The 23,550-nt window shown below is 67.3% G+C and carries 20 protein-coding genes; 8 read left to right on the forward strand and 12 right to left on the reverse strand.

What is annotated here, in order from left to right; genetic code table 11:
* Positions 1 to 162: 162 nt before the first annotated feature.
* The 4 genes from IG75_RS0130805 to IG75_RS0130820 form a co-directional block, all read right to left on the reverse strand.
* Positions 163 to 735 (reverse strand): PIN domain-containing protein, encoded by a 573-nt coding sequence (locus IG75_RS0130805; RefSeq protein WP_030524859.1) that lies wholly within the window; start codon positions 733 to 735, stop codon positions 163 to 165.
* 12 nt (positions 736 to 747) lie between these two features.
* On the reverse strand, positions 748 to 1,287 hold the full coding sequence (locus IG75_RS40470; RefSeq protein ID WP_030524860.1) for a helix-turn-helix domain-containing protein: 540 nt from the start codon (positions 1,285 to 1,287) through the stop codon (positions 748 to 750).
* 233 nt (positions 1,288 to 1,520) lie between these two features.
* Positions 1,521 to 1,814 carry a hypothetical protein gene (locus IG75_RS0130815; RefSeq protein WP_030524861.1) on the reverse strand — a complete coding sequence of 98 codons (294 nt, stop codon included), beginning with the start codon at positions 1,812 to 1,814 and terminating at the stop codon, positions 1,521 to 1,523.
* Entirely contained in the window at positions 1,811 to 2,284 is a 474-nt protein-coding gene (locus IG75_RS0130820) for a hypothetical protein (RefSeq protein ID WP_036515583.1), read from the reverse strand. Before IG75_RS0130820 ends, IG75_RS0130815 begins: the two co-directional genes overlap by 4 nt.
* A 756-nt stretch (positions 2,285 to 3,040) precedes the next feature.
* Between IG75_RS0130820 and IG75_RS0130825 the strand changes: the two genes are divergently transcribed.
* A complete protein-coding gene (locus IG75_RS0130825) occupies positions 3,041 to 4,360 on the forward strand; it encodes an NsdA family TPR-like regulatory protein (protein ID WP_486644355.1) in 1,320 nt (439 codons plus the stop codon).
* Complete coding sequence (locus IG75_RS0130830; protein WP_030524864.1) at positions 4,357 to 4,938, forward strand: GNAT family N-acetyltransferase; 582 nt, start codon at positions 4,357 to 4,359, stop codon at positions 4,936 to 4,938. Before IG75_RS0130825 ends, IG75_RS0130830 begins: the two co-directional genes overlap by 4 nt.
* Before the next feature lie 996 nt (positions 4,939 to 5,934).
* Here the strand turns inward: IG75_RS0130830 and IG75_RS39390 are convergent.
* Positions 5,935 to 6,843, reverse strand: coding sequence for a hypothetical protein (locus tag IG75_RS39390; RefSeq protein WP_156059262.1), 909 nt, complete (start codon positions 6,841 to 6,843; stop codon positions 5,935 to 5,937).
* A 321-nt stretch (positions 6,844 to 7,164) separates the two neighbouring features.
* A complete protein-coding gene (locus IG75_RS0130835; RefSeq protein ID WP_030524865.1) occupies positions 7,165 to 8,154 on the reverse strand; it encodes a DUF6414 family protein in 990 nt (329 codons plus the stop codon).
* A 663-nt stretch (positions 8,155 to 8,817) separates the two neighbouring features.
* Between IG75_RS0130835 and IG75_RS0130840 the strand changes: the two genes are divergently transcribed.
* Entirely contained in the window at positions 8,818 to 9,462 is a 645-nt protein-coding gene (locus tag IG75_RS0130840; RefSeq protein ID WP_174561216.1) for a class I SAM-dependent methyltransferase, read from the forward strand.
* Here IG75_RS0130840 and IG75_RS37615 read toward each other — a convergent pair.
* Both IG75_RS37615 and pgfA read right to left on the reverse strand, forming a co-directional pair.
* The gene (locus IG75_RS37615) at positions 9,452 to 9,676 is read right to left on the reverse strand and encodes a hypothetical protein (protein WP_030524867.1); all 225 of its coding nucleotides are present in this window, start codon (positions 9,674 to 9,676) and stop codon (positions 9,452 to 9,454) included. The genes IG75_RS0130840 and IG75_RS37615 overlap by 11 nt on opposite strands.
* A 274-nt stretch (positions 9,677 to 9,950) precedes the next feature.
* A complete protein-coding gene (pgfA, locus tag IG75_RS0130850; RefSeq protein WP_030524868.1) occupies positions 9,951 to 11,126 on the reverse strand; it encodes a cell envelope lipid trafficking protein PgfA in 1,176 nt (391 codons plus the stop codon).
* A gap of 352 nt (positions 11,127 to 11,478) precedes the next feature.
* Here pgfA and IG75_RS0130855 point away from each other — a divergent pair, with 352 nt between their 5' ends.
* Positions 11,479 to 12,564 carry an acyltransferase family protein gene (locus IG75_RS0130855; RefSeq protein ID WP_168165650.1) on the forward strand — a complete coding sequence of 362 codons (1,086 nt, stop codon included), beginning with the start codon at positions 11,479 to 11,481 and terminating at the stop codon, positions 12,562 to 12,564.
* 9 nt (positions 12,565 to 12,573) lie between these two features.
* On the opposite strand, the gene IG75_RS0130860 is transcribed toward IG75_RS0130855, so the two are convergent.
* The 3 genes from IG75_RS0130860 to IG75_RS0130870 all read right to left on the reverse strand — a co-directional run bounded on the left by IG75_RS0130860 (position 12,574) and on the right by IG75_RS0130870 (position 15,850).
* Positions 12,574 to 13,818 (reverse strand): DUF5685 family protein, encoded by a 1,245-nt coding sequence (locus IG75_RS0130860; protein WP_245713369.1) that lies wholly within the window; start codon positions 13,816 to 13,818, stop codon positions 12,574 to 12,576.
* A gap of 63 nt (positions 13,819 to 13,881) precedes the next feature.
* Positions 13,882 to 14,514 (reverse strand): TetR/AcrR family transcriptional regulator, encoded by a 633-nt coding sequence (locus tag IG75_RS0130865; RefSeq protein WP_036515587.1) that lies wholly within the window; start codon positions 14,512 to 14,514, stop codon positions 13,882 to 13,884.
* Positions 14,515 to 14,674: 160 nt separating this feature from the next.
* Positions 14,675 to 15,850, reverse strand: coding sequence for a glycoside hydrolase family 3 N-terminal domain-containing protein (locus IG75_RS0130870; RefSeq protein WP_030524872.1), 1,176 nt, complete (start codon positions 15,848 to 15,850; stop codon positions 14,675 to 14,677).
* A 104-nt stretch (positions 15,851 to 15,954) separates the two neighbouring features.
* Between IG75_RS0130870 and IG75_RS0130875 the strand changes: the two genes are divergently transcribed.
* The 4 genes from IG75_RS0130875 (at position 15,955) to IG75_RS0130890 (ending at position 22,281) form a co-directional block, all read left to right on the forward strand.
* Entirely contained in the window at positions 15,955 to 16,467 is a 513-nt protein-coding gene (locus IG75_RS0130875) for a universal stress protein (protein WP_036515589.1), read from the forward strand.
* A gap of 30 nt (positions 16,468 to 16,497) precedes the next feature.
* The gene (locus tag IG75_RS0130880; RefSeq protein ID WP_030524874.1) at positions 16,498 to 17,598 is read left to right on the forward strand and encodes an isochorismate synthase; all 1,101 of its coding nucleotides are present in this window, start codon (positions 16,498 to 16,500) and stop codon (positions 17,596 to 17,598) included.
* A gap of 166 nt (positions 17,599 to 17,764) precedes the next feature.
* Positions 17,765 to 17,935: a DUF2613 domain-containing protein gene (locus IG75_RS38605; RefSeq protein ID WP_081877246.1), complete on the forward strand. Its 171-nt coding sequence runs from the start codon at positions 17,765 to 17,767 to the stop codon at positions 17,933 to 17,935.
* Between the two features lie 131 nt (positions 17,936 to 18,066).
* Entirely contained in the window at positions 18,067 to 22,281 is a 4,215-nt protein-coding gene (locus IG75_RS0130890; protein WP_245713370.1) for an alpha-(1->3)-arabinofuranosyltransferase, read from the forward strand.
* Here IG75_RS0130890 and IG75_RS0130895 read toward each other — a convergent pair.
* Complete coding sequence (locus tag IG75_RS0130895) at positions 22,241 to 23,434, reverse strand: polysaccharide biosynthesis protein (RefSeq protein ID WP_245713372.1); 1,194 nt, start codon at positions 23,432 to 23,434, stop codon at positions 22,241 to 22,243. The two genes, IG75_RS0130890 and IG75_RS0130895, sit on opposite strands and share 41 nt — an antisense overlap.
* Positions 23,435 to 23,550 lie beyond the last annotated feature (116 nt).

The raw sequence follows: 23,550 nt of genomic DNA on the forward strand, positions 1-23,550 counted from the left end.
GGCGGAACGATCACCACCTCGGCATCGTGTTCGAAGAGTGCTGGATAGCGATCCGAGAGGGCTATCGGCACCTCACCGCCACACTGCGTTGAGGCGGCGGCCCACACGCGGGAACCCCGCTTCGGAGCGATCCGGGTCGCTGCGCGCTTCGCTACTCGGCTATCACGCGGTCCGGAGCAGATCTACCGCTTCGTGCATTCCATACACATTGATCAGTGAGTCCAGTACCTGGTCGACAGTCACCGGTGGGTTTCTGCGCCGGCCCACAATCGCCTCGACTGCCCGGAGCGCGGTCTCGGGCGAAACAGCCACGGTGTCGGCAGCGAACTGCGCTGGTTTGATGATCTGGATGTGTTTCGGCACAGCCGAAGCCGGGAAATGACGCACGTTCTCGGTCACGAGGGCCCCGGCCCCGCCGACAAGCGCGGCGGCGAGCACATGCTCGTCGTCGGGGTCTTGGAGACCGAAGGTGCCCTCGTGGGGCTCCCACCCTTTCACGAGGGCATCATCGAACGCCCCTTGCATCTGCAGGGTGAGCCGCTTCGCTCGCGCTGCGGCTTCTTCCGGGTCGACCTCGTACCTCTGGCCGAGCTTGATGGCCTCATGAGTCTCCAGCTCTTCGAGGATCGCGTCGGACCATAGCGGGCGATATAGGCCCTCGATCGCCAGCGACAGCAAAAAATCGCGCTGGAGGCTGGGCCACAGGACGCACGTATCCAAGAGGGCGGCGAACATGCCGGGATTATTTCAGCCCTTGGCTTTTCGGCGTCGCTCGGCAACGAGATGGCGGACCTCGCGCAGCTGCTCACGCACCTTCGCTGGGTCTTCTTCGGCGTCGATGTCGACTCCCATCGCCGCCAACGCGTCGTATTGCCCCTGACGCCGTGCCTCTCGGTATGTCAGGACGTCGTCCAGGCGGAGCCGGTGACGTGTGCCTACACGTTCGGCAGGCAGCTCCTGTTTGTCGATGAGCCGGATCACGGTCGGTCGACTGACACCGAGGAGGTCGGCTGCCTGCTGCGAGGTCAGCGTCATGCTGTGCGGTGCCACGGTGACGGCTTTGCCTGCCATCAGGGCGGCCACGATTTGTTTGAGAGCCTGGTGGACTTCCGCTGGGAGTTCGATCCGATCGTGCTCGTCGACACCGACCAGCGCATAGCTGGGGTTCGGCTTGGAGCCGGAGTCCCTCAGCCGCTCATGAGCAGCAAGGAAGCTGAACACGGACGTGAGGCTCTCGCGGTCCTCGTCCGGTATGAACGTCCTTTCCTCCAACGCTCGCGCAGTCACGCGACACCTCCTCAAATGAACGTTCCGAAAGTAATTTCGGAACGTTCGAATAGTGTGTCACGTCTCGGCTGAATATGTCGAGCAGAGTCCGGTCACACGCCGATATCGAATCGGTGCGACCCAACCACGACAGACCAGGGGTTATAGGCATCATGGCTCCGGGCCTTGGTCCCGGTCTCAGGCCTGTTCGGCGGATCTCCCTGCTCGATCAGGGGTCGAGACTGTTGATACTGTCACCGAAGCCAACCACCGTCGGCGGCGAGGATATCGGCCAGTCCGCTCACTGCCAGCCAACATCGCTCGGCCCGGATCTCGGCCGCGCTGAGATGCGGAAGAACCACCACCTCGGCATCGTGCTCGAAGAGGTGCTGAACGGCGATCAGCGTCGCCAGTTTCGGCGCCGAGGGTGCGGTGATCGTGAACACCACCTTCAAGTGATGACGAGCGACGAGGCCGTCCAGATCAGGCGTGTCGGTGTTGTACCTGCCCACAACGACCGCGCGTCGTCGCCGATCCTCGGTGGTCACGACCGACTCTCCCTACCGACCGAGCATTCACGGATCGCCGCGACCAGCGCCATCCCCGAGGGCTGCGTCCCGGTGACGCGGGGTTGCGTTACCCAGGTGCGGAAGGCCTCGCTACGTCGGGACGGCGAGGGCAACACGATGGTGCCGCTCCGTACCACCGACACGTTGAGGCGGAACATTTCGGCGAAAAGCATGGTCTCGTCGGGGATGTCAGGAGTGATCAGAAACGTCCACCGGCCTGAACGGGGATGCGAGATCACCGGCCCTGAAAGTAGGCCACGCCCGAGCAGCGAGCGATGTGCCGCCGCACCCAACTCGGCGGGCATCGTGACTGCACCGAGGTGAGGCCCGGCCGCGACGACGATCCTTTCTGTTTCTGGCTGCACCACTGCCGCCAGTCCGCACGAGCGGTAGAAGGCGCATCGGGTCGTGGGCGTATCTCCGCAGTGAGCACCTGCTTTCTCATTCATGACGAAGCGCCCTTGGGTTCGGCGGCAAGGGCGTGACAGGCGCGGAGAGCAGCGAGACTCTGATCGTTGTGTGGTTCGCGATACCGGTGCGCTCCGCACCGGAATGCCGAGATGGTGCCTGTTCCAGCAGGTTCGGAGTCACATCTATAAGCGGTCTGCTCCGCAAGGCGGAAACAGTCGCGGCGAATTCGGCACGTACGCGCGCGGTTCGCTCGTTGGTCGGCTGAGGTATGTAATCGGTAGGCGCCGACCGAAGACGCGCGGCGATTCGATACAGAACCGCGTTATCAGCAGACACGCCACACCTCGGCCGGATGTGCGGCACGCCACCGGGCGATCACACCGTCTACCTCGCGTTGCGCGGTAGGTTGCTCGGCGGCAGTCGGCGTATCACGGGCGCGAACGTCCTGGGCACATGCGCGGTCGTGGCTTTCGCTCTCACTCCACAGGTGCAGCGTCGTGGACATCGCCTGGTTGGTCGTCGGCCTCGGTGGCAACGGCGGGGTCGGGGTTCTCTCATTGCGCTCGCGATGCATGGTGCCTCCTGACGGATCTCGGTTGACCGGCACCCGGCGCCGGGGCCTTCCCTCGGCCGGCGATATACGTCGCCGTTTCGACCGTTGATCTCTGTATTCACCCGGCGCCGGGGCCGCTTTCAGCGTCACGCACCCGAAGCTGCTGTAGGAGCCTCGAAAAGCCCACGGAGGGAATACGCTTCGGATAACGAGTACGTTGACCGCTGCTCCGAGGGGTGGAATGACTGTCAGCAGATGGACGAGCATGGAAGTGCGGGCACTCCGCGTGGCCGCGCTCCGCGAAACTCAAGAGGAGTTCGCCGAACGCGCCGGGTACATGCTCCCGACCATCAAGAAATGGCACCGGGCGACATGGGACAAGCCGGTACGGGGTCGTTCCGCCGAAGCACTCGACACAATGCTGCGCGAGTTGGACGATGAGCAACGTGCCCGGTTCGATACAGAGACCGCAGCCGTGGGTGGCCCGATACCTCGTGGCGCCGAGGTCGTGGGCCGGCCGGGCATGGCACTCGGGACGTATGCGTGGGAAGTCGACAGTGATGTGAGACGTCGTGAATTCGGAAAGCTGGCCACTGCGGTAACCGCGTCCGCGGTTGGTTGGTCGTGCGGGGACCATATCGGAGCGGCGGACGCGCAGCGACTGCTGGCGGCTGTCGACGAACTGTATGAACGAGACCAGCAAATGGGTGGCGGTGCCCTGGTCCAATTCGCGCTCGAACAGCTGGCATACGCCAAGCACACTCTCGACACAGCAAGCTACGACACCGCAGCCGGCAACGCATTCGCCTCGGCCGCAGGCCATCTGGCTGTGCTCGCGGGCTGGTTGGCCTACGACTCCGACCTTCACCAGGTGGCACGGCGCTGCTACGCCGATGCACTCGCGCTGGCGAGCGAGGCAGGTGACGAGGACCTGATCGCTCAGATCTGCCTATGTGCGGCGAATCAGTCAATTGTGCTTGCGCGCAGCGGACAGAGCAGCCCTTACCACGCCCTGAAGTTGATCGACCGTGCCCGCACGCTGGCGCACGGCCGCCCGCCGGGCCGGATTCACGCTTTGATCGCTGGGCGGGAGGCTTCGGCACGCGGGTTGCTGGGTGACCGGATCGGATTCGGTCGCGCGGTCGCCACCGCGTGGCGGGAAGTGGAACATGCCATCTGCTATGAGCCGCTGGAAGAGTGCCCACAACTGTTGCGGTTCGTGACACCTGCAGAGATCCGTGGGCTAGAGGCACGCGGTTACGGCGAGATCGGTGAGATCCGCAAAAGCATCGAACTACTCGATGCCTCGGCATCGGAGGAGGCAGGCACCCGCAATGCCGTGAACGATCGAGCGCACGCGGCGGTGGCGCATGTCCGCATGGGCGATATCCAGTCGGCCCTCGCCTTGGGGACGGCTGTACTCACCGAACTGGAGAACGTCACGTCGGGCCGGACACTGCGAGTACTGGACCCGGTACGCACCGTCGACCATCCTGCGGCTGAAGAGTTCCGCGATCGGTTCGCGGCGCTGGAGAATGCCACACGTAAGGAAAGCGCATGATCGAACCGGAATTCCGGCGTTACTCCGCCGCCCATGCCCGCGAAATACGAGACATCGTCGAAGACATCTACCGGCGTTCCTACGTCGATGCGATCGCCTCGGGCGACCCGTTCGAATCCATTGCGGCATTTATGCACAGGTTCGATGCCTACACCGATCCCGCTCGCAACCGGGGGTTCGACCTGGTGGCGGCATATATCGACGGGGCACCGGCAGGGCAGACCTGGGGCTGGCCGCTGTCACCAGGCGCGGCGGGATGGGGCGGGCTGCACCTGGACGACGGCGGGCTGAATGACTCCGATCTGGAGGAGTTCACAATCGAGACTGGTGAACGAACCTTCGCTCTCTCGGAGATCATGGTGTGCGTCGAGTACACCGGGCGCGGACTCGCTCGCGCCTTGCACGACCAACTGTTGGCGGGTCGCCCCGAGCAGCGGGCGACGCTGCTCGTGAACCCGGGCAACGAGCGCGCTTACGCCCGGTATCGGAAGTGGGGGTGGTACCGGGTCGGTTGGCAACGTCCGGACTGGGATAACGCCCCAAGGTTCGATGTGCTGATGCGAGACCTGCCGCTCTGAACCGAGACAGCTCAACGAACAAATCATTCTGGGCGAGTGCGCGTTCCTATCGTTCCAGGCCCGCCAGCAGGTATGAAGGCGATGACCTCGGGTTATCGCCAGCGGGAGAATTGGACCGCAGGGCGAACCGACTCCGGACCTTTCATTACGAGGGTCGAGCGGAGCTCCTGGCAGGACCTTTTGCGTGAGTGTCTGACCTGTCTGATGTGTCGGCCTGGTTTGTATTGGTGTCAGCGTTGGTGTCACGACTGGTGTCATCCAGGCACCAAGGCTGACCGACGTGGCAAGCACGGAAGACACGACCACTCCACACTGCCCGACTTGGACCGGTCCACGATCAGGGCGGTTCGCCCCTCCGGCAGCTCGAAGTGGACGGTGCGACTGGCGCTGCTGTCGTCGGCGGCGTCGTCGACATGTCGTCACCGACCCACTTCACCCCCAGCTCGGGCGTGGCCCGAAACCATAGGTCACAAGGGTTGTTTGGCTGTTCGCCAGATATCCGGATGTGCTGGTGGCGGAGCAGCGCTTGTAGCGTGTGGTCCCGTTCTGGTCCCGCCCCCATAGACATTTAGCCATGTCTTACATTGTCGCTACTTGGGCGTGGCGCCCTTTCGAAACATGACTTCGGGAAGGCCTCGGCGCATTGCGGACCGTCGGCTTAACACCACGCCGGGGCACCCTGGCTCTGCTGCAAAGATGCCGACGTTTGGCCGTCCGCTGGGACGTCGCTCCGACCTCCCCGCGATTCCTTGAGCTCGTGCGGCTTTGATGTGTCAGCGAAGGCTCCACAACCGATCCCGTTAGGAGCTCTAGTACCAAGTCGGCGCGCTCGGGTCAAGCTCATATATTTTATCAAAGGGGGCTTTGCCGCCAGACCTTTAAATTACCTGTGAGGGCTCCCAGCGGCTCTGGAATAATAAGCCCCCTGAACTCTCCTCGTGGATCTGTGGCCGAGGTTGCCGTTTCAGCGACGCCTATCTTTGCTGCAACGGCAATCTACGGAGCCTTGCGCAACCAGTTACTCAATTCACTGGCTGAAACGATTCGCCTAAGCCCAGGAAGGAGTTCTTCGATCGCATGCGGTGATGCCACATAGGGCACAAATGTAGTGCATACTAACGGAATGATATTTCTGAATGACCCCATTACTGGAGGATTGACCTCATTGATAACTCGCTTCATTTTAGATTCCCACATAACCGCATCTCCCTCCAAAGCGGTTCTAATATTACGAACCGATTGAAATGAACCGATCTCATAGTCTTCTGCGGCTATACCTAAAGTGGCTAAGAAATCGCCAGATTGAACGTTTCGTTCATCGAACAAGTTTATAGCATCTCTTGTTGTAGGGTCGACTTTAGTCAGAAGTGGGATACCGAACTCATCAATATCCAACGTTGCCCCTTTGCCTATGCGGCGTAGCGCCGAATGGCATGCATGAATAAAGCCGGATAAATACAGTAATCTGCGCATGCTATCGACTGCGGCTTTTGTCACCGGCAGAAAGAATTGGTCTTCTATGGGATGGAATCTCGGTGACAATCTTGTGCTACGCGATGCTATTGATTCGGCGATCAATCGGACATAATTGGCAGTCGATTTCACGCTGCCCGCAACGAGCTCAAGGGGCGTCCTTCGCAGATACCAACACCACTCAAATGGCGACATTGTCTCAGCGATCTCGAGTGCGAGATCAACTAGCCCTGAGTGTAAATTCAAGACGCATAGCCGAGCGCTTTCTTGCTGCGTTGGAAAACCGTCCAGGTGGGCGTTAATCGCTTCTTTGGCTATTTTTAGAATGCGTGGCTCATCTTTGGTTTCGTCTGCCTCCAGCAATTGCAGTCGTAGATGCCCCTCAATTAGGTCATCTGGAAGTATGTCTTGATTCCATGGATTGCTGTGCAATGCGGTCTCTCTCGTGTGTTGACCTGCGCTAGCAGAAGTGACTTGGGGCGCATCCTCGGGCAGCCGCAGAGCAGTCCGCGTAATCGGAGTCGCCACGCCTACCCAGCGCTACGCTTCTGCGACGCAACAGCCCCAAGCGGCCCGGCTCGACAAACGGCCGGCCGCCTTCTGCTCCGGAGGGAGGTATAGGCCGTATCCCGGGATCTCTGACCCCGTCTGTTGAGGCCCGTCACCTGGCGATACGGTCTGGCACTATCCGCCTGAGTTCACGGTACTTGTGACACTCAGGTGACATCGAGCCGTACCGAACGACCCCTTCGCCTAGGTGATACCAGGCCCCTCGCTACCTCGGTTTCGGACCGACCGAGGGACCACCCTGTAGACAGCGATCGGAACGACGGAGAACCCTGGAGCCTGCGCCATCTGTACCAGCCCGATGGCCGACATACCCTCCAAAAAGTTGTTCACAAATGCTGTTAGTTTCCCCCTATTGATCACGTTGTCCGCTTCCGTGAATTCGATAGGAACTGAGCTATCAGGGCCCTGAGCGTGATAGCCGATCGTGCCGACTACGGTCCACTCCTGAAGCCCTAGACCGTATCGCGCGAATAGCGTTTCGGGCTCGGCATCGAGATGCTGTCGGCCCTCTTGCAAGCGAATTGAAATGGAGGGGCCTTCTACGCCAGCGGGGTTCAGAAGCATCGACACGCCTTCGGGATAGACCCCTCGCATGATCTTGACCATCCCCCGGACGGTCTGTGTGCTTATTTCCACATTATCGGGTATGTCGGGAATCGACTCGTCCAGGTCTTCCGACTTGGTAGTGTTCCGAGGTCGTCCGGCGCCCCTCTTACCGGGAGGACGCACCTGCACCTGCTGGTCAGGGTTCAGCAGATGCAATCCATTAGCCGCAGTGGCAAATCCGGCCATTGTTCGCGCAAAGTACCGAGGATCCACCAGTCGTCCAGGCGAGCTAATTCGGACGATACTTCCTGGAGGGTAGTCCTTGCTCACCACTCCTGAGTCGAAGTTTTCCGCCAGGGAGAGAACTGTTGAGATGTCCTCTAAGTAGCCTTCGGCCTCCAAATCGCGCTCCATGGCAGGGAATAGAGCGTCGACGATATCCTTACGGTTCATCACATCGGACTCGCGCCCCGCGCCTACGAAGGCGAAGCTGCGTGAACCCAGTTGCCCGGAAGAGACTTTCTTATTTGATTCCTCCGTGGCTTCGGGGATTCCCTCATAGAGCTGACTTGCTAGCCCCTTGACCTTGTCGAGGTCGACATACAAATACTCGCGAAGCACATCCATGAGTCCGCCTTAGCATCGAGGGTGGGGTGTGTTCACCTCCGTGCAGCTACATCGCCTCACCGAGAAGCTTTGCTACAGCAGTCCTGTGGTGCTTCGCTACGGGTTCTGTGAGGTGGCCCTGTGGGGTGGTGGTTTGCGCATTGGTGGGGCTGGCTACCCGCCTGCCCGATAAGGCCTGCCCTTCTCGCGTAGAGGCTCCGGGGTCAAGGGTGGCGAATGACATCAGCGAAGCTGACGCCGTAGGCGGCCTTGAAGCTGGAGGGGCGCGGGAACACAATGCAGGCCACCAGTCAGCAGGGCCACGCGGCCGGAGGTCGCGCACATACCGCCTCGAGAACTGGTCGATTCATGTGTTCGGCAACTCGGTGGGACCGGACCACGGCCAGTCATCCCGGGCGTTGCCGGCCGATTCGTGCTCGGGCTGCGGGAGACCAAGTCGGGTACGGCTCTCGTCGTGCCCACACTTCTCGGTTATCGAAACCAACCATGTCGGGTCGGAAGCGGGTGGTGCTGGCGTGCCGCCGACGCGCCGGTGGGGCCGCCCGCGTAGCCAGGTCCCGCCGTAGCGTGGCGGCGGCGCGCAGGCGCCGCCGCTCTTGATCCTGTATGGCGAAATTCGGCAACCACTCGCGGAACGTGATGTGCCCCGGAAGAATCGAGAGTATGACTGGTCTCGTGCTGACGCCTGAACGTCGAACCGCGCTGGCCGCGTTGCTCGACGACGGGCCACGGTTGACGGAGGAGTATCCGAAGGTCGCCGAGTACCTGGATACCGCGCCCATGCTGTCGGGCACCGGGAACCCGGAAGCTGACGCAGCGTTCGATCTGCGGTTCGTGCACTTCATGACCGGCGGTTCCACGGAGTTCGGCAATCCGTACTGGGAGATCGTCGGCCCTGCCGTTGGAAACGATGGCGAGCGCAGGGTGGTCAACGGCGGAAGCGCCAATGGCAGCGTTCGACTGGGGTTTGTGCGGACCATCCTCCAGGCCGCCTACGCCTACGCGATTCCCTCCCCCGAGACCCTGGACTGGGTGAAGACATTCAGCGAAGGGCGGACAGTGGTGGAACTGGGCGCTGGCCGTGGGTACTGGGCGCGACTACTGGCAAACCAGGGCGTGACAGTGAAGGCGTTCGATTCCGAGCCACCGGACACCACCGCAAACCCATCTTTCCCGTATACCCCGGGCCAACCCGCGGTCTGGTTCCCGGTCGGAGGTCTCGACGAGTTCACCGCCGAGCTCGATGAGGACTCGGTGTTGTTCCTGTGCTGGCCGACCACCTCTATGGGCAGCCTCCCTATCCGTTGAACACCTGTTCGAGGGTGTCGGCCGTGACGGAGCAACGGAACCAGGTGCGGATCTGTTCGGGGCTGCCGGCCTCGACCTTCTCGATCACTGCCCCGGGAAGCGGCCCGAACTTGATATCGAGGAGATCGACCAGGGCCTCGGTTCGGGCGCGGGCCGCACCACGGGCTTCACCGCGGGCTTCACCTTCGGCGCGGAGCCGTTCGGCGGTTGTCATCAATGCCTCCTCGGCTCGCGGACCCCGGTTGCAGGACCAGTTGGCTCCAGTCGATCGGACGGGTGATGTTATCCGGTGCGCGGAACGCAATTCGGAAGCGGCATCCGCTGGGCGGCTGAGGACGTGACGGAAGTAGGCGTCGTGCGGGTTCGAGGGATCGGCGGGCACGGCCGCGAAACTACCGGAAGGGCCGACACCTGGGATGTGCGGCAACGGCGAAAACGAAGGCGCCCCGGACCTTTCGGTCCGGGGCGCCTTCGCTGTGCTCGTACGCTCAGAGGTTCTTCGGGAGCTTGATGGTCTCCGTCGGAGCGTCCGCGTTACCCGTGCGGGGCAGCGTGGTGGTCGGGGCGTCGGCCGATGCGGCGGACGACGAGCCACCGGTGGGGCGCCGGGCCGGGCCGGTGGGACGGGCCGGCTGTCCGCCGCGACCGCCGGTCAGGCCGAGCGCGATTCCGGCGATCAGCGCGAGGACGCCGAGGATGCCGAAGACGATCGGCAGGACCCGGCCGAACAGCGACAGCTTGTCGATATTGTCCTTGGCCACGGCGAGCTGGGATTCCACGGTGTCGGTATCGAAGACCATATTGGCCTTGAGCGCGGGGACCTCCACCTTGTCGGCGGTGCGGCTGTAGAAGATGTTGAGCTGTTCGCCGCCCTTGACGATGGTGCCGGTCTCCGGCTCGACCCAGACGTCGCGGGTGTTGCCGTAGAAGCGGTACATGGTGACCGGTTCCTCGCCGCCCTCGACGCCCCACTTGGCGGCGGGCAGTTCCAGTTTGTTGGTCGGCGCCTTGGAGACGTCGGCCAGCTTGGTCACCGGGACCTGCTGCCGGAAGTGGTAGACCTTGGTGCCGTTGATCTCGGTCTCTTCCTGGAACACCATGTCGGTGGTGGTCCGGGCGAGCACGTCGAAGTACGGGTAGGTCTTCTGCTCGGTGCCGATCGGGAACCGGTACTGCAGGCCCGTGTGCTGCACCGGGTCCGCGAGCGCCTCGCCCTTGGAGTTCGTGGTGATCGCGATCGACCCGTTGGGGTCGGCGGCCACCGGCTCACCGGTCACGCGGTCGATGGTGACCCGGTCGACGTAGGCGGTCAGCACGCCGGTGTCGCCGGATTTGTCGATCCGGCGCAGGGTGTTACCGGCCTGGATGGTCATCTCGTCGGCATCGGAGGGATCCTCGACGGTGAGGAACCGCTGGGAGACCAGCGGTACGTTCTTGTTGACCTCGGCCGAGCGCCCCTCGGCCGTCAGCGACGAGGAATCCAGGACCAGGCTCTCCTGGTCCTTCTGATTGACCGCGACGGTGGTGATCTCGAGGTCGAGAGGAGTCTTGGCCATCTTGCTGACGGTGTAGGTGGGGATCATCAGCGCGGCGACGATAAGCAGCGCGCCGAGACCCACGAGCACGCAGGCAACCGTCCTTCTGGTTCCGGCACTCAGTGCCATGCAAACTCTCCTCGTCGTAGAACACAGGTCGTTCCGCGGGTACAGCGGGGCGCCGCGGCACTCGTGAGCCCTGACACTAACAGCCTGGAGGTTACCCAGGGGTTGGCGAGGCCGGAATCCGACCGAAAACGGGGGGAGTCTAACCCGCATTGTGAAATACCGGCTTCCTACGAACACAGAAGGCCCGGCAGACTGGTACCCGATGACGACCACCCCGACCACCGATACCGGCCCCTGGCGCCTCGCCGACCAGGCGGAACGCCGGGCCGCACCCGGTCCCGGCCCGGCTCCCGCGGGCACGTCGCCGGTACCCGTCGGGCGTCAGCGGGGCTTTCTTCCCGCGCTCGAGGGGATGCGGGGCCTGGCCGCCCTCGGTGTACTGCTCACCCATGTCGCCTTCCAGACGGGTGCCACCGGTATTCCCGCGCTCGGCCGCCTGCTGGAACGCTTCGATATGGCGGTCGCGGTGTTCTTCGCGCTGTCCGGTTTCCTGCTGTGGCGCCCGCACGCGCTCGCCGCCCGCGGCCTCGGCGACGCCCCCGGTCTCGGCTACTACCTGCGTCACCGGGTGGCCCGGATCGTTCCCGCCTACTGGGTCGTGGTGTGCGCTGTGCTGATCCTGGTCCCGGCCGCCGCCGGTACCGCCGGGCTGCAGGTGTGGATCTCCAACCTGCTGCTCCTCCAGGTTTTCGTACCGCTCACGCTGACCGACGGGCTCACCCAGATGTGGAGTCTGTCGGTCGAGGTGGCCTTTTATATCTCGCTGCCGCTGCTGGCCTGGCTGCTGCACGGATTGCGGGGCCGCGCGGCCGCGGCACGGGTACCGGCCGTCCTGACGCTCGGGCTGGTCTTCCTCGGCTGGAACTTCCTCCCGGTACCGACCCCGGATGCCATCCACGCCGACAACTGGTTGCCCGCCTATATCCCCTGGTTCGCGGGCGGCATGCTGCTCGCCGAGCTGGCCTGCGACGACCGGCGGCGAGCACGCCTGCGGCTGCTGGGCAACCAGCGGTTGATGTGGGCGATCGCCGCCGCCGCGTTCGTGGCATCGGCGACCCGCCTGGGCGGAGTCGCGGGGCTGACCCGGGCCGAACCCTGGCAGTACGCCGCGAAGATGGGCCTCGGCGCGGTGATCGGGTTCGCCCTGCTGGCGCCGCTGGTGCTGGGACCGCCCGATAAACCGCATCGCTGGCTGACCGCGGCGCCGGTCGCGATGGCGGGCCGCTGGTCCTACGGGATCTTCATCTGGCACCTCGCCGTGCTGTCGGTGATCTTCCCGGTATTCGGCATCCTGCCGTTCAACGGCAATTTCGGGGTGGTGCTGGTACTGACGGTGGCGTTCACCCTGCCGATCGCCGCGGCGAGTCACGCCCTGGTGGAGGAGCCGTGCCGGCAGTGGGCGCGGCGGCGGGACCGGCCGCGCGCCGCGAAAGCCTGATCCGCCGGCTCAGCAGTCGCAACCGCAGCCGTCACAGCAGCAACCGTCACCGCAGCAGCCGCCGCAGTCACTGCAGCAGCCGCCGCACTCGCAGCAATTACCGCAACCGTCGCAGGTACACCCCCGCCCGGCCCAGGACTCCTTCTGTTCGCCGCTGCACGGCCGGGTGTGCTCGGCACAGCAGGCATATCCGGTGCAGTACTGGGTGCAGATCAGCTGGATCGACTCGGCGACCCCCGGCCGCCGCGGGCCCGCGGGCGCCTGCGGGTCGATGAGGCGGATACCGGCCGGGTTCTTCCGGGTGGCATCGGTGGGCGGCGGCGCGACGGCGTGGCCGAGCCGGCGCAGGGCGGTGGTGAGCGGATCGAGTAGCGCCCAGCGCAGCGTCGGCAGACCGCTCAGGTCGGCGGTCCCCAGCGACGACCGCAGCGAACGATGGGATTCCCGGACGAGCGCGTAGGCCTCGGCCCGCGTGGTGCCGGTGGCGGTGAGCGGGTTGAAACGATCCGCGGCGGCGTCGGCGTGATAGTCGGTGAGCGCGTCGGCCAGATGCGCGATCCGGCCGAACTCGTCTCCCGCGGTGCGCAACGCCGCCACATTCTCCGGGCGATCGGCCAGTACCGCGGTATGGGCGAAGAACTCCGCGGCGCAGCGACGGCTGGCGCGGGTCAGTTCGTCGAGGGCGGCCGCACCCGCCGCACCCGCCGGACCGGCCCCGGCGGCGACCCGGCGTTCGGCGCCCGCCTGGGCCTCGATGGCCGCCACCAGCGGAGCGATATCCAAACCGATGGCCGCGGCCCGGGCGTGCGCGCCCGCCGACCAGCCGCTCGCGATCCGCCGCATGGGACGGTGCAGCCGGGGGCGGGTGTCGCCGTCGTCGATATGGTCGGCGACCTTGGCGGAACCGAGCAGCAGGGATGCCGCGGCGGCGAGCTGGACCGGCGCCGAGGCGCCGACGGGAACCCGTGCGGTGCGCATTCCGCGCAACGGGCACGGTCCCGCGGTGCGGCGCGCGGCGGGTGCCACGGCCTGGGCCTCGGTCAGCACCGCGAGCACCACCGCGTCGGTATTGGTCGCACTCCGGGCCAGCTGTCCGTGCCCGTCGCGTAGCCCCAGGCACAGGCCGCACATATGGGCCTGCCAGAGCTGTGGGTCCACCCCGTATTTCGCGGCGCCGTGCCGGCACGGCCGCAACATTCCGAACACTGTGCCCTCCCGGCCGGATGCGTCCTCCGCGACATCCGTTGCGCGCATCGAAAATACGGAGCGCGCGGGCCCCGCGCAACCGGGAAAGCGCCACTGAGCGGGCGATACGAACTATTCGGGCATCTCGCCCGTCTCCGCGGCGTCCGCCGCGCCGGGTTTGCGGCCGGCCAAACCACGCCAGGCCAGCGCGTCGAGCAGATCCACGGCCTCGGCCACATCGATGCGGCCGGCGGCGACGGAATCGGCGATGGCCTCCCCCGCACCGATCACCGCGACGGCGACGATATCGAAGTTGGTCCCGGGCTCGGCGTGCTTGGCGCTGGACTCCAGCAGCTTGGCGGTCAGCTCGATGACCCGCTCCCGGGCGTTCTCGATCTCCGAGGCGAAGGCCTGCTGCCCGAGCGCCTGGCGATAGAGGACCTGCCAGGAGTTGCGGTGGGCATCGACGAAACCGAGGAAACCCTCGAGCGCGGTGCGCAATTGCTCGTGTGGGCTGAGCAGCGGGTTGCCGGCGGGTGCGACCGATTCGAGGAAGCGCAGGCCCTCCCGCTGGATACAGGCGCGGAACAGTTCGTCCTTGGAGCCGTAGTAGAGGTACAGCATCGGCTTGGAGATCTCGGCTTCGGCGGCGATGGCGTCCATGGAGGTTTCGTGGAAGCCCTTGCGCGAGAAGACCTCGACCGCGGCATCGAGCATCTGCTGCTCGCGCACCGCTCTCGGAAGCCTTTTCGTACCGCCCGCCATCACGTCTCCTACCGCAGTGAGCCCATTATATTACTCCAAAGTAAGTTCCCCAGGATCGGAACCACCGGCCGCGATACCCGCGCGCCGGTGTTCTTCCGGTAGGCGGCCGGAAACCCCGGCCCGTCATTCCGGGGCCGGACCCGTGGCCCGGCCCGGACCGTCAGCAGGTGCGGGGGACCCGCTTGTAGTCGGCCATCCGCAGCACCGAGGCGTCCACCCGCTCCATCGGCAACCGGCCGGCCGCCACCGCCTGCTCCAGCTGATCGAGCACCTGGCCCACGGCATCGGTACTGATCCAGAGCGCATTGTCCACGCCCGCCACGAGCGCGGCCTCCACCGCCTGCTCGATGGACAGCCGTTCGGTGATCGCGGCCATACCGCTGAGATCGTCGGTGAAGATCACGCCGTCGAAGGGCGCCGCCCCGTACCCGGAACCCTCGCGCAGCAGCGTCATCACCTCCGGGCTGATACTGGCCGGGACGCCCGGGGTGGTCAGCCCGGGAACGTCGAGATGGCCGACCATCACCGCCGAACCCGTATCGATCAGCTCACGGAACGGCACCAGGTCGCGGGTGCTCAGTTCCGACAGCGGCGGCACCTGCACGGCGCCGAGATGGGAATCGCCGGTACTCGAACCGTGGCCCGGGAAATGCTTGAGCACCGTCCCGAGACCGACCTCGTGCATGGCCCGGATATAGGCGTCGGCGTATTCGGTGACCACGGCCGGGTCGTCGGAGAACGAGCGGTCACCGATCACCGAATCGTCGGGCTGGGAACTCACATCGATATCGGGGGCGAAATCCACCGTGATCCCCAGGTCCTGCATGGCCCGCGCACGGTCCAGGGTCGCGGTGTAGAACTCGTCGGGCGTCATGGTCTGGGCGGTGACCCGGGCCGAGGGCGCGGTGCCGATGAGGTCCTCGAGGCGCGACACCCGGCCGCCCTCCTCGTCGGTGGTCACCATGAGCGGCACTTTCGCCGCGGCCGCCACCTGCGCGAGCCCGCCGTCGGTGAGCATCGACAGATCGGTCCAGCTGCCGACGAAGATTCCGCCGACCTGATGGTCGCGCACCACGGCGAGCGCGTCGTCGGTACCGGTCACCCCGACGGTGAGCAGCTGCGCGAGCTTCTCCCGGGTGCTGAACTGCGCCAGGTACCGGGCGGAGCAGTCGCCGGTAGTGGTCGGGCCGGCCACGTCACCCGTCGCGCCCGCGGGGCTCGTACCGGCGCCCGGGGTCGCGGTGGTGCCGGGACCGGAGCCGCCGTTCTCGGAGCCGGAACAGCCGGTGAGGAGCGCGGCGAGCACCGCGAGCAGGACCAACGGTATCTTCCGCATCGTTCGACGGTAGCCCGCGCGGCGCGACCGCGACACTTCGGATCGGCTTCCGGACAGAGGTAATCTGGTAACACCGGTCAGGAGTACGTCACGGAGGAGCAGTGATGCCCTGCGATCTGATGCTCATCGCCTACGACGGTTCCGAACACGCCAAACGCGCGATCGAATACGCCGGACGTTTCCTCGCCGCGGACCGCGCGGTGGTCCTGACCGCCTGGGAGCCCATGGTTCGTCAGGCCGCCCGGATCTCGGGGATCTCCGGGATGGTCCAACCGGAATGGGTGCCCGACGAGGAACTCGAGGACATCGCCTACACCACCGCCCGCGATATCAATGCCGAAGGCGTGCACCTGGCCGCGCTCGCGGGGCTGAACGCCGAGGCGCGCACCCAGGAATACGCCGCCAGCGCCTGGCAGGCGGTCGTGGAGGTCGCCGACGAACTCGATGTCGACATCATCGTCGCGGGCACCCGCGGCGCGACCGGACTGCGCGCGCTGGTGCACAGCAGCGTGGCCGATGCCGTGCTCAAACACTGCCACCGCCCCGTTTTCCTGGTTCCCCCGGTGCAACCGGCCGGCGCGCGGAAAGCCGGGCACGACGACCACGCCGCGAAATAGGGGCGCCGCGGGCGTGGTTACGGTCGGATCATGACCGGGTTCCTGCTGGCACGCCCCGACGGCGTGGTGCGCGGCAGCGGTGTGCGCATCGTGCACCGCGATCCGTGGCAGGCCGCGGCCGCCCTGCGCGAGGGCACCGCCGCGGCGATCGCCGGGGCGCTACCGTTCGATCCACGACACCCGGCCGCGCTGGTCGAGCCCGGCGAACTGCTGCACACCGCGGGCCCGTGGCGCCCGGCCGCGCTCCCGGAGCTGCCGCGGGTAGAGGTGGTGGAGCAGACGCCGAGCCCGGCCGAGCACCGCGCGCGGGTCGCGCGGTTGGTGGAACTGCTGAACGCACCCGCCCCTCGCCTGCGCAAAGTGGTGGCCGCCCGCTCCGTACGCGCCACCGCGGCGTCCGTCCTGGACCCCGAGCTGCTCGCCGCGTATCTGCTGACGCGGAACCCGCGGGCAAATGTCTTCGCGGTCGATCTCACCCCCGCCGGCCGTACCGGCGCGACGCTGATCGGCGCGAGCCCGGAACTCCTGGTCCATCGCCGTGGCACGGCCATCGAGCTGTACCCGCTGGCCGGTACGCTGCCCCGGCTCCCGCACCGGGTGGCCGATTCCGCGCAGGCCGATCTGCTGACGGCGAGCGCGAAGAACCACGCCGAACACGCGTTCGTGGTCGACTGGATCACCGAACGACTGTCCCCCGTATGTATCGGTCTGTCGGTACCCGAGCGGCCGCAACTGGTCGCCACCCACGATGTGTGGCATCTCGGGACGCCGATCCACGGCGTGCTGCGGGCGCCGGCGCCCAGTGCCCTCGAACTGGCGCTGCTGCTGCATCCCACCCCGGCGGTCTGCGGTACCCCGACCGCCGACGCGCTCGAATACCTCACCACCCACGAGGAGGACCGTGGGTTCTACGGCGGCGCGGTCGGCTGGTGCACCGCCGACGGCGACGGGACCTGGGTGGTCGCCATCCGCAGCGCGGAACTGGCCGCGGGCGGCCGCGAGTTGCGCGCCCACGCCGGTGGCGGCATCGTCGCGGCCTCCGAACCCGCCGCCGAACTGGCCGAGACCACCGCCAAACTGCGCACCCTGCTCGGCGCGCTCGACTGTGCGGTACCACCCGACAACGAGTGAGCAGGGGGCGTCCGGAGGCACGGCTGTCGCGGGCCGGCACGGACCGCGATCGGCCCCGGCCGGCGGCAACCGTTAGGGTGAAACGCCCGACGGTGCCTACCCGGACCCGGCCGGTCCTGCTAGGTTGGCCCAGATATCTGCCTGCTTCGGAGTTTGGAGTGCTGCGATGAAGTTTGCTGTTCCCGGTGTTGCGAGTGCGGTCGGCGGCGCCCTGCTGGGCGCCATCGCGGTTTTCGCCATCACCGCCGCGCTGCAGCAGGACAGCCGGCCGGAAGTCGACCGAAGCGGTAACGCGGACAGCTCGCTGCTGAACAGCGTCGAATACGGCAAGCGCTGAGACCCGGCCCGATCTCGTCCCGTCCCCGCCGGAGCCTGTCGGCGGGGACGGCAAACGTCTGACCCACGGTGCCCGTCCAGTCCGATCCCGTCGAACCTGCCGACGCGGCCCCCCGCTCCACCTTCGATGCGGTGCCCACCGATGAACTGGGCCGCCGCTGGTTTTTCGGCACCGCGTTCGCCGCTTTCCTGCTGACCTTCCTGCAGGCCCCCGGCCTCACCGCCGCCGACACCAAATACGATCTCGCCGAGAATCCGCTCGGTTTCCTCGCCCGTGCCGCCCATCTGTGGAGCAGCCAGGCGCCGATGGGCCAGGTCCAGAACCAGGCCTACGGTTACTTCTTCCCGCACGGCGCGTTCTTCGCACTCGGTGATGTGCTGCACCTGCCCGCTTGGGTCACCCAGCGGATCTGGTGGGCGCTGCTGCTGCTCGCGGGTTTCTGGGGCGTGGTCAAACTCTGCGAAACCCTCGGGATCGGCAGCCGCGGATCACGGGTCGTCGCGGCCGCCACCTACGCCCTGTCCCCCCGGGTGCTGACCACCGTCGGCTCGATCTCCTCGGAAACCCTGCCCATGATGCTGGCGCCGTGGGTCCTGCTCGCACCCGCCGCGCTGGGCACCACCTACCGCAGGCATCGCCGCGGCGGCGCGCGGTCCCCGGCGGGCAGCGCGATGGCGCTGGCGCTGATGGGAGCGGTGAACGCGATCGCCACCGTGGCCGCCTTCCTGCCCGCGCTGCTGTGGTGGGCCAGTTTCCGGCCCAACCGCGCATGGTGGCGGTTCACGCTGAGCTGGGTGCCGCTGCTGGTCCTGGCGGTGGCCTGGTGGGCGGTACCGCTCCTGCTGCTGGGCCGGGTGAGCCCGCCGTTCCTCGACTACATCGAATCCGCCGGGGTCACCACCCAGTGGGCGTCACTGGGTGAGGTCCTGCGCGGCACCGACAGCTGGACACCGTTCGTCTCCCCGGAACGGATCGCGGGCGCGGTCCTGGTCACCCAGCCCGCCGCGGTGCTGGCCACCGGGCTGATCGCCGCGGCCGGGATGGCCGGGCTGGCACTACGGTCCATGCCGGCCCGCGGGCGGCTGGTGCTGATCCTGTGCGTCGGGCTGACCGGTATCTGCGCGGGTTATGTGGGACAGCTGGGCGGGCCGTTCGCCGAACCCATCCGCGTCTTCCTCGACTCCGGCGGCGCACCGCTACGCAATGTGCACAAACTCGAACCGCTCATCCGGCTGCCGCTGGTGCTGGGCATCGCCCAACTGCTGGCCCGGGTACCGCTGCCGGCCTCGGTCCGGCCGCAGGTGTGGCGGACGGCGTTCACCAACCCGCACCGCGACCGCCGGGTCGCGGTCGCCATGCTTGTCCTCGCGGCGCTCGCGCTGTCCAGTTCCCTGGCCTGGACCGGGAAACTCGCACCCCGCGGCGCCTACGACGCGGTCCCCGCCTACTGGCAGCAGACCGCCGACTGGTTGCGTGCGAACGCCGCCGACACCCGGGCGCTGGTGGTCCCCGGCGCCCCCTTCGGCAGCCAGGTGTGGGGCCTGACCCGGGACGAACCCCTTCAGGCACTCGCCGAGACACCGTGGGCGGTACGGGACGCGGTCCCGTTGAATCCGCCCGGCACCATCCGGGCGATGGATTCCATACAGCGGCTGATCGCCGACGGCCGGCCCTCCGACGGCCTGGCCGCCGCACTGCGCGGACAGGGCATCGGGGTGCTGGTCCTGCGCAACGATCTCGATCCGGATACCTCCCGTTCCACCCGCCCGCTGCTGGCGCACAACGCGGTGGAGGGGTCCCCGGGGCTGCACAAGGTCGCCGAATTCGGGAAACCGGTGGAAAACGATTCCGGCCGGGACGATTTCGTGGTCGACGCGGATCTGCGGCCCGACTATCCCGCGGTGGAGATCTATCGGGTCGACGCCCCGGCCCCCGGCACCCCCGCCGAGGTGCGCGGCGGAACCGGGGCACCGGAGCGGTTCCCCGGCGCGTACACCGTGCCGCTCGAATCGGTACCGGTGGTCCAGGGCGGGCCGGAGGTACTGGAAAGACTGCATCGCGACCCCGCGACCTCGCACGAACCCACTCTGCTGGCCGCCGACGCCGCGGCCGCGGGCCTGCCGGTGGGCCCGGTGACGGTGACCGATACCCCGATGAACCGGGAAACCGATTTCGGCAGGGTGGACAACCACAACTCCGCGCTGCGCGCCCCCGGCGACGCGCGCCACACCCACAACCTGGTCCCCGACTACGCCGTACCGGGCGCCGAATTGGTGCAGGGCGGCTGGACCGGGGCCACCATCACCGCGTCGAGTTCGGCGGCCGACGCGACACAGATCGGCGGCGCCGCCCCCGGCAACTCGACCGCCGCCGCCGTGGACGGCGATCCGGCGACCGCCTGGATCAGCAACGCGGGCGAATACGCTCTGGGCCAATGGATCCGGCTCGACCTCGACAAACCGTTCACCTCCGGTCTGCTGCGGTTCACCACCACCCCCGCCGCCATCGGCGATCCGGTGAAATGGGTGGAGGTGCGCACCAACAACGGCAGCGTCTCGGCCCGGATCAGCGAACCGGGCGAACCGGTTTCGGTCGCGCTGCCGGTGGGTTCCACCGACTGGGTGAAGATCACCGCCATCCGCACCGAACGCGGCAGTACCGGCGGCCAGTTCGGGATCAGCGAACTGGGGCTGGAGGACTACACCGTGCGCGACGCCGGCGTCCCGGTCGAGATCCGGCACCGGACCGTCCTGCCACCCCCACCTCCGGGCGCGACGGTCACCGGGTGGGATCTGGGCCAGGAATTCCCCGGGCGCAGCGCCTGTTTCGACAGTCCCGATCGGGTCCGCTGTGGAAAGGGCCTGGCGCTGGCGCCCGAAGAGCTGGGCCCGTTCGGCCGGACGCTCTCCGTTCCGGCACCGGCCACCGTCGAACCGCGGCTCATGGTCCGCCCGCGGCAGGGTCCCGCGCTGGAGGCACTGCTGACCGACCCGGCGCGCCCCGTGGCACGCGGCGCCTCCGATGTGGGTGATCTGCGCGGTTCCGCGTTCGCCGCCACCGACGGCGACCCCCGCACCAGCTGGACCGCACCGGAGGACACGGTCCGCGACACCCTGGGGCCCAAACCCGCGCTGACCATCGAACTTCCGGAGCCGACCCTGGTGACCGGCCTGGAATTGACGCCTTCGCTGGGCGGGCTGCCCGCCGCGCCCACCTCGGTCACGGTGAACCTGGGCGACGGCCCGCAGGTCCGGGAGATCGAAGAACCCCACGAGGTCTCCCGGATCGACCTGCATCCCACGGTCACCGACCGGATCGAGTTGAGCATCCGCAGCTGGGAAGTCGTGCTGGACCGGACGGCACTCGGCTATCACCAGCCCCAGCCGCCCGGTCTCGCCGAAATCGCGGTACTGGGCCCGCAGTATCCGCCGCCCGCGCCGGCGGACCGGACGGTGACCGTCGGTTGCGACGCCGGGCCGACCATCGCGGTGGGCGGCCGCCTGGTCCACACCAGCGTCACGGCCACTGTGGGCGAACTGCGTTCCGGCGACCCGGTTCCGGCCCAGGTGTGCCCCGACGCGCCGCAGGATACGGCCGCGTTCCCGGCCACCGCCCCGGGTGTCGTACAACCGGTCTCGCTGCCCGTAGGGGACGTCGACCTACTGGTCGCGCCGACGGAACTGTTCTTCGTCGACCGGCTGCGCCTGGTGAACACCCGGCCCACCGCCCCCGCCCCGAGCACCGGCACCCGCCTGCTGACCCTGCCCCTGAGTACCAATACAGGCTGGTCGGCCCATAGCGCCGACGGCCGCGAACTGCGGCCGGTCGTGGTCGACGGCTGGCAGCAGGGCTGGGTGCTGCCCGCCGATACCACCGGCCCGGTGACCGTCTCGTTCCCGATCGACAGCTGGTACCGGCTCGCGCTGCTCCTCGGCCTCCTGCTGCTGCTCCCCCTCATCGCCCTCGCCGTGCCGCGCGGCCCCCGCATCGAGCCGGTGGCGGCGACGCCGGACGTGTGGTCACCGCGGATACCGGCCGCACTCGCCCTGATCGCCGCCGCGACCCTGATCGCCGGGGTGACGGGCACGGTCCTCACCGTCGCGGGCCTGGCGGCCGTGCGATTCGTACCCCGGCTGCCGCGCCGCGCCCTCGCCGTGGTCGCCGGAGCGGGCACGGCGGTCTCGGCCGCCGCACTGTCCACCGGCCCGTGGCGGATGCCCGGCGGTTATATGGGGGATTCGCTGTGGGTCCAGTTCCCGGCCCTGGTCGCGGTGGTCGCGGTCGGGCTGGCGGCGCTGCCCGGGATCAGGCGGGAGCCGGAACCCGGCGACCAGCCATCCGGATGACCAGTACCGCGACGAGAGTCGTGGTCACGGTGGCCACGGAGGCGACCGTGGCGATCAGTCCGGTGACACTGTTCGCCAGGGTGAGCACGAGCACCACCTCGAGGACCAGACCCGCCCACGCGATCCCCGCCAGCGCCGTCCGCTGCACCGCGATGGCCGACAGCAACGCGCCCTGCAATACCGCCAGAATCGCCCCGTGCAGCGCGAACAACCACAGCAGGCCCTCGATCGGCGCATAGTCCTGTCCCGCGAAAATCGGCGCCAGCGGGGCGGCCAGCGCCGCGCCCAGCACCGCGACCACCCCGATGCCGGAGAGAACGGCGAGCGCCGAGCGCACGGCCGAACCGGACGAGGCCGGCTGCGCCATCCGGGGATACAGCACCACGCCGACCGCCTGCGGTAACCAGAACGCGACCTTGGTGGCGATCGTGCCCAGCGCGTAGCGGCTGGCGTCGGGTTCGTCCAGCACGATACGAACCACGATGAGATCCGCGGAGGACAGCGCCATCAGGGCCGCCTGCACCTGCGCGGCCTGCAGAACCGCGAACACCCCGGCGAACCCACCGGCCACACCGGGCGTCCCGACCGGTACCGCGGCGGGACCACCCACCGATCCATCCGCCGGAACCACCGGCCGGCCGCTGCCCGCCACCACCCGGGCGTATCCCGCGGCGGCGGCGATACCGCCGGCCGCCGCCCACAGCGCCGGGGTCGCGCCGCCGCCGCAGGCGAGCACCACCAGCGCCGGAAGCACCTTGGCGATACCGGTGACACCGAGTACCACCGCCAGCCCACGGAACCGGCGCGAACCCTGCAGCACCCCCTGGTCCCCGGCCAGCACCACCAGCGCGGGCGCCGATCCCAGTGCCGCCGCCGACGCCGCGAGACCGACCTCGAGCAGCGCACTCACCACCGGCACCAGCACCACGACCGCCACGGCCACCAGCAGCGCGCACCGCCGGCGCAACGCCCGCAGCGCGGCGATATCGGCCCCGTGCACGAGTTCGCGTGCGACCACGTTCTGCAGGGCCAGCGCGGGTACCGCGCACAGCAGCTGCACGGCGAGCAGGCTGGCGAACTCGCTGTACCCGGCCACGCCGAGCCAGCGTCCGGCCAGCAGTTGCAGCAGATAGCTCGCGATATTCGCGGTCATCGCCCCCGCGGTCACCAGGGTCATGTCCGCCACGGCGGGGAGACGGCGAACGAACTGCACGTGCGCAAGTGTCCCACCCGGCCCGGCGTCCATACCGGTCCGCCCCGCCGCGGCCG

The sequence above is a fragment of the Nocardia rhamnosiphila NBRC 108938 genome (genome assembly GCF_000720425.1).
GTDB classification, from domain to species: Bacteria; Actinomycetota; Actinomycetes; order Mycobacteriales; family Mycobacteriaceae; genus Nocardia; species Nocardia rhamnosiphila.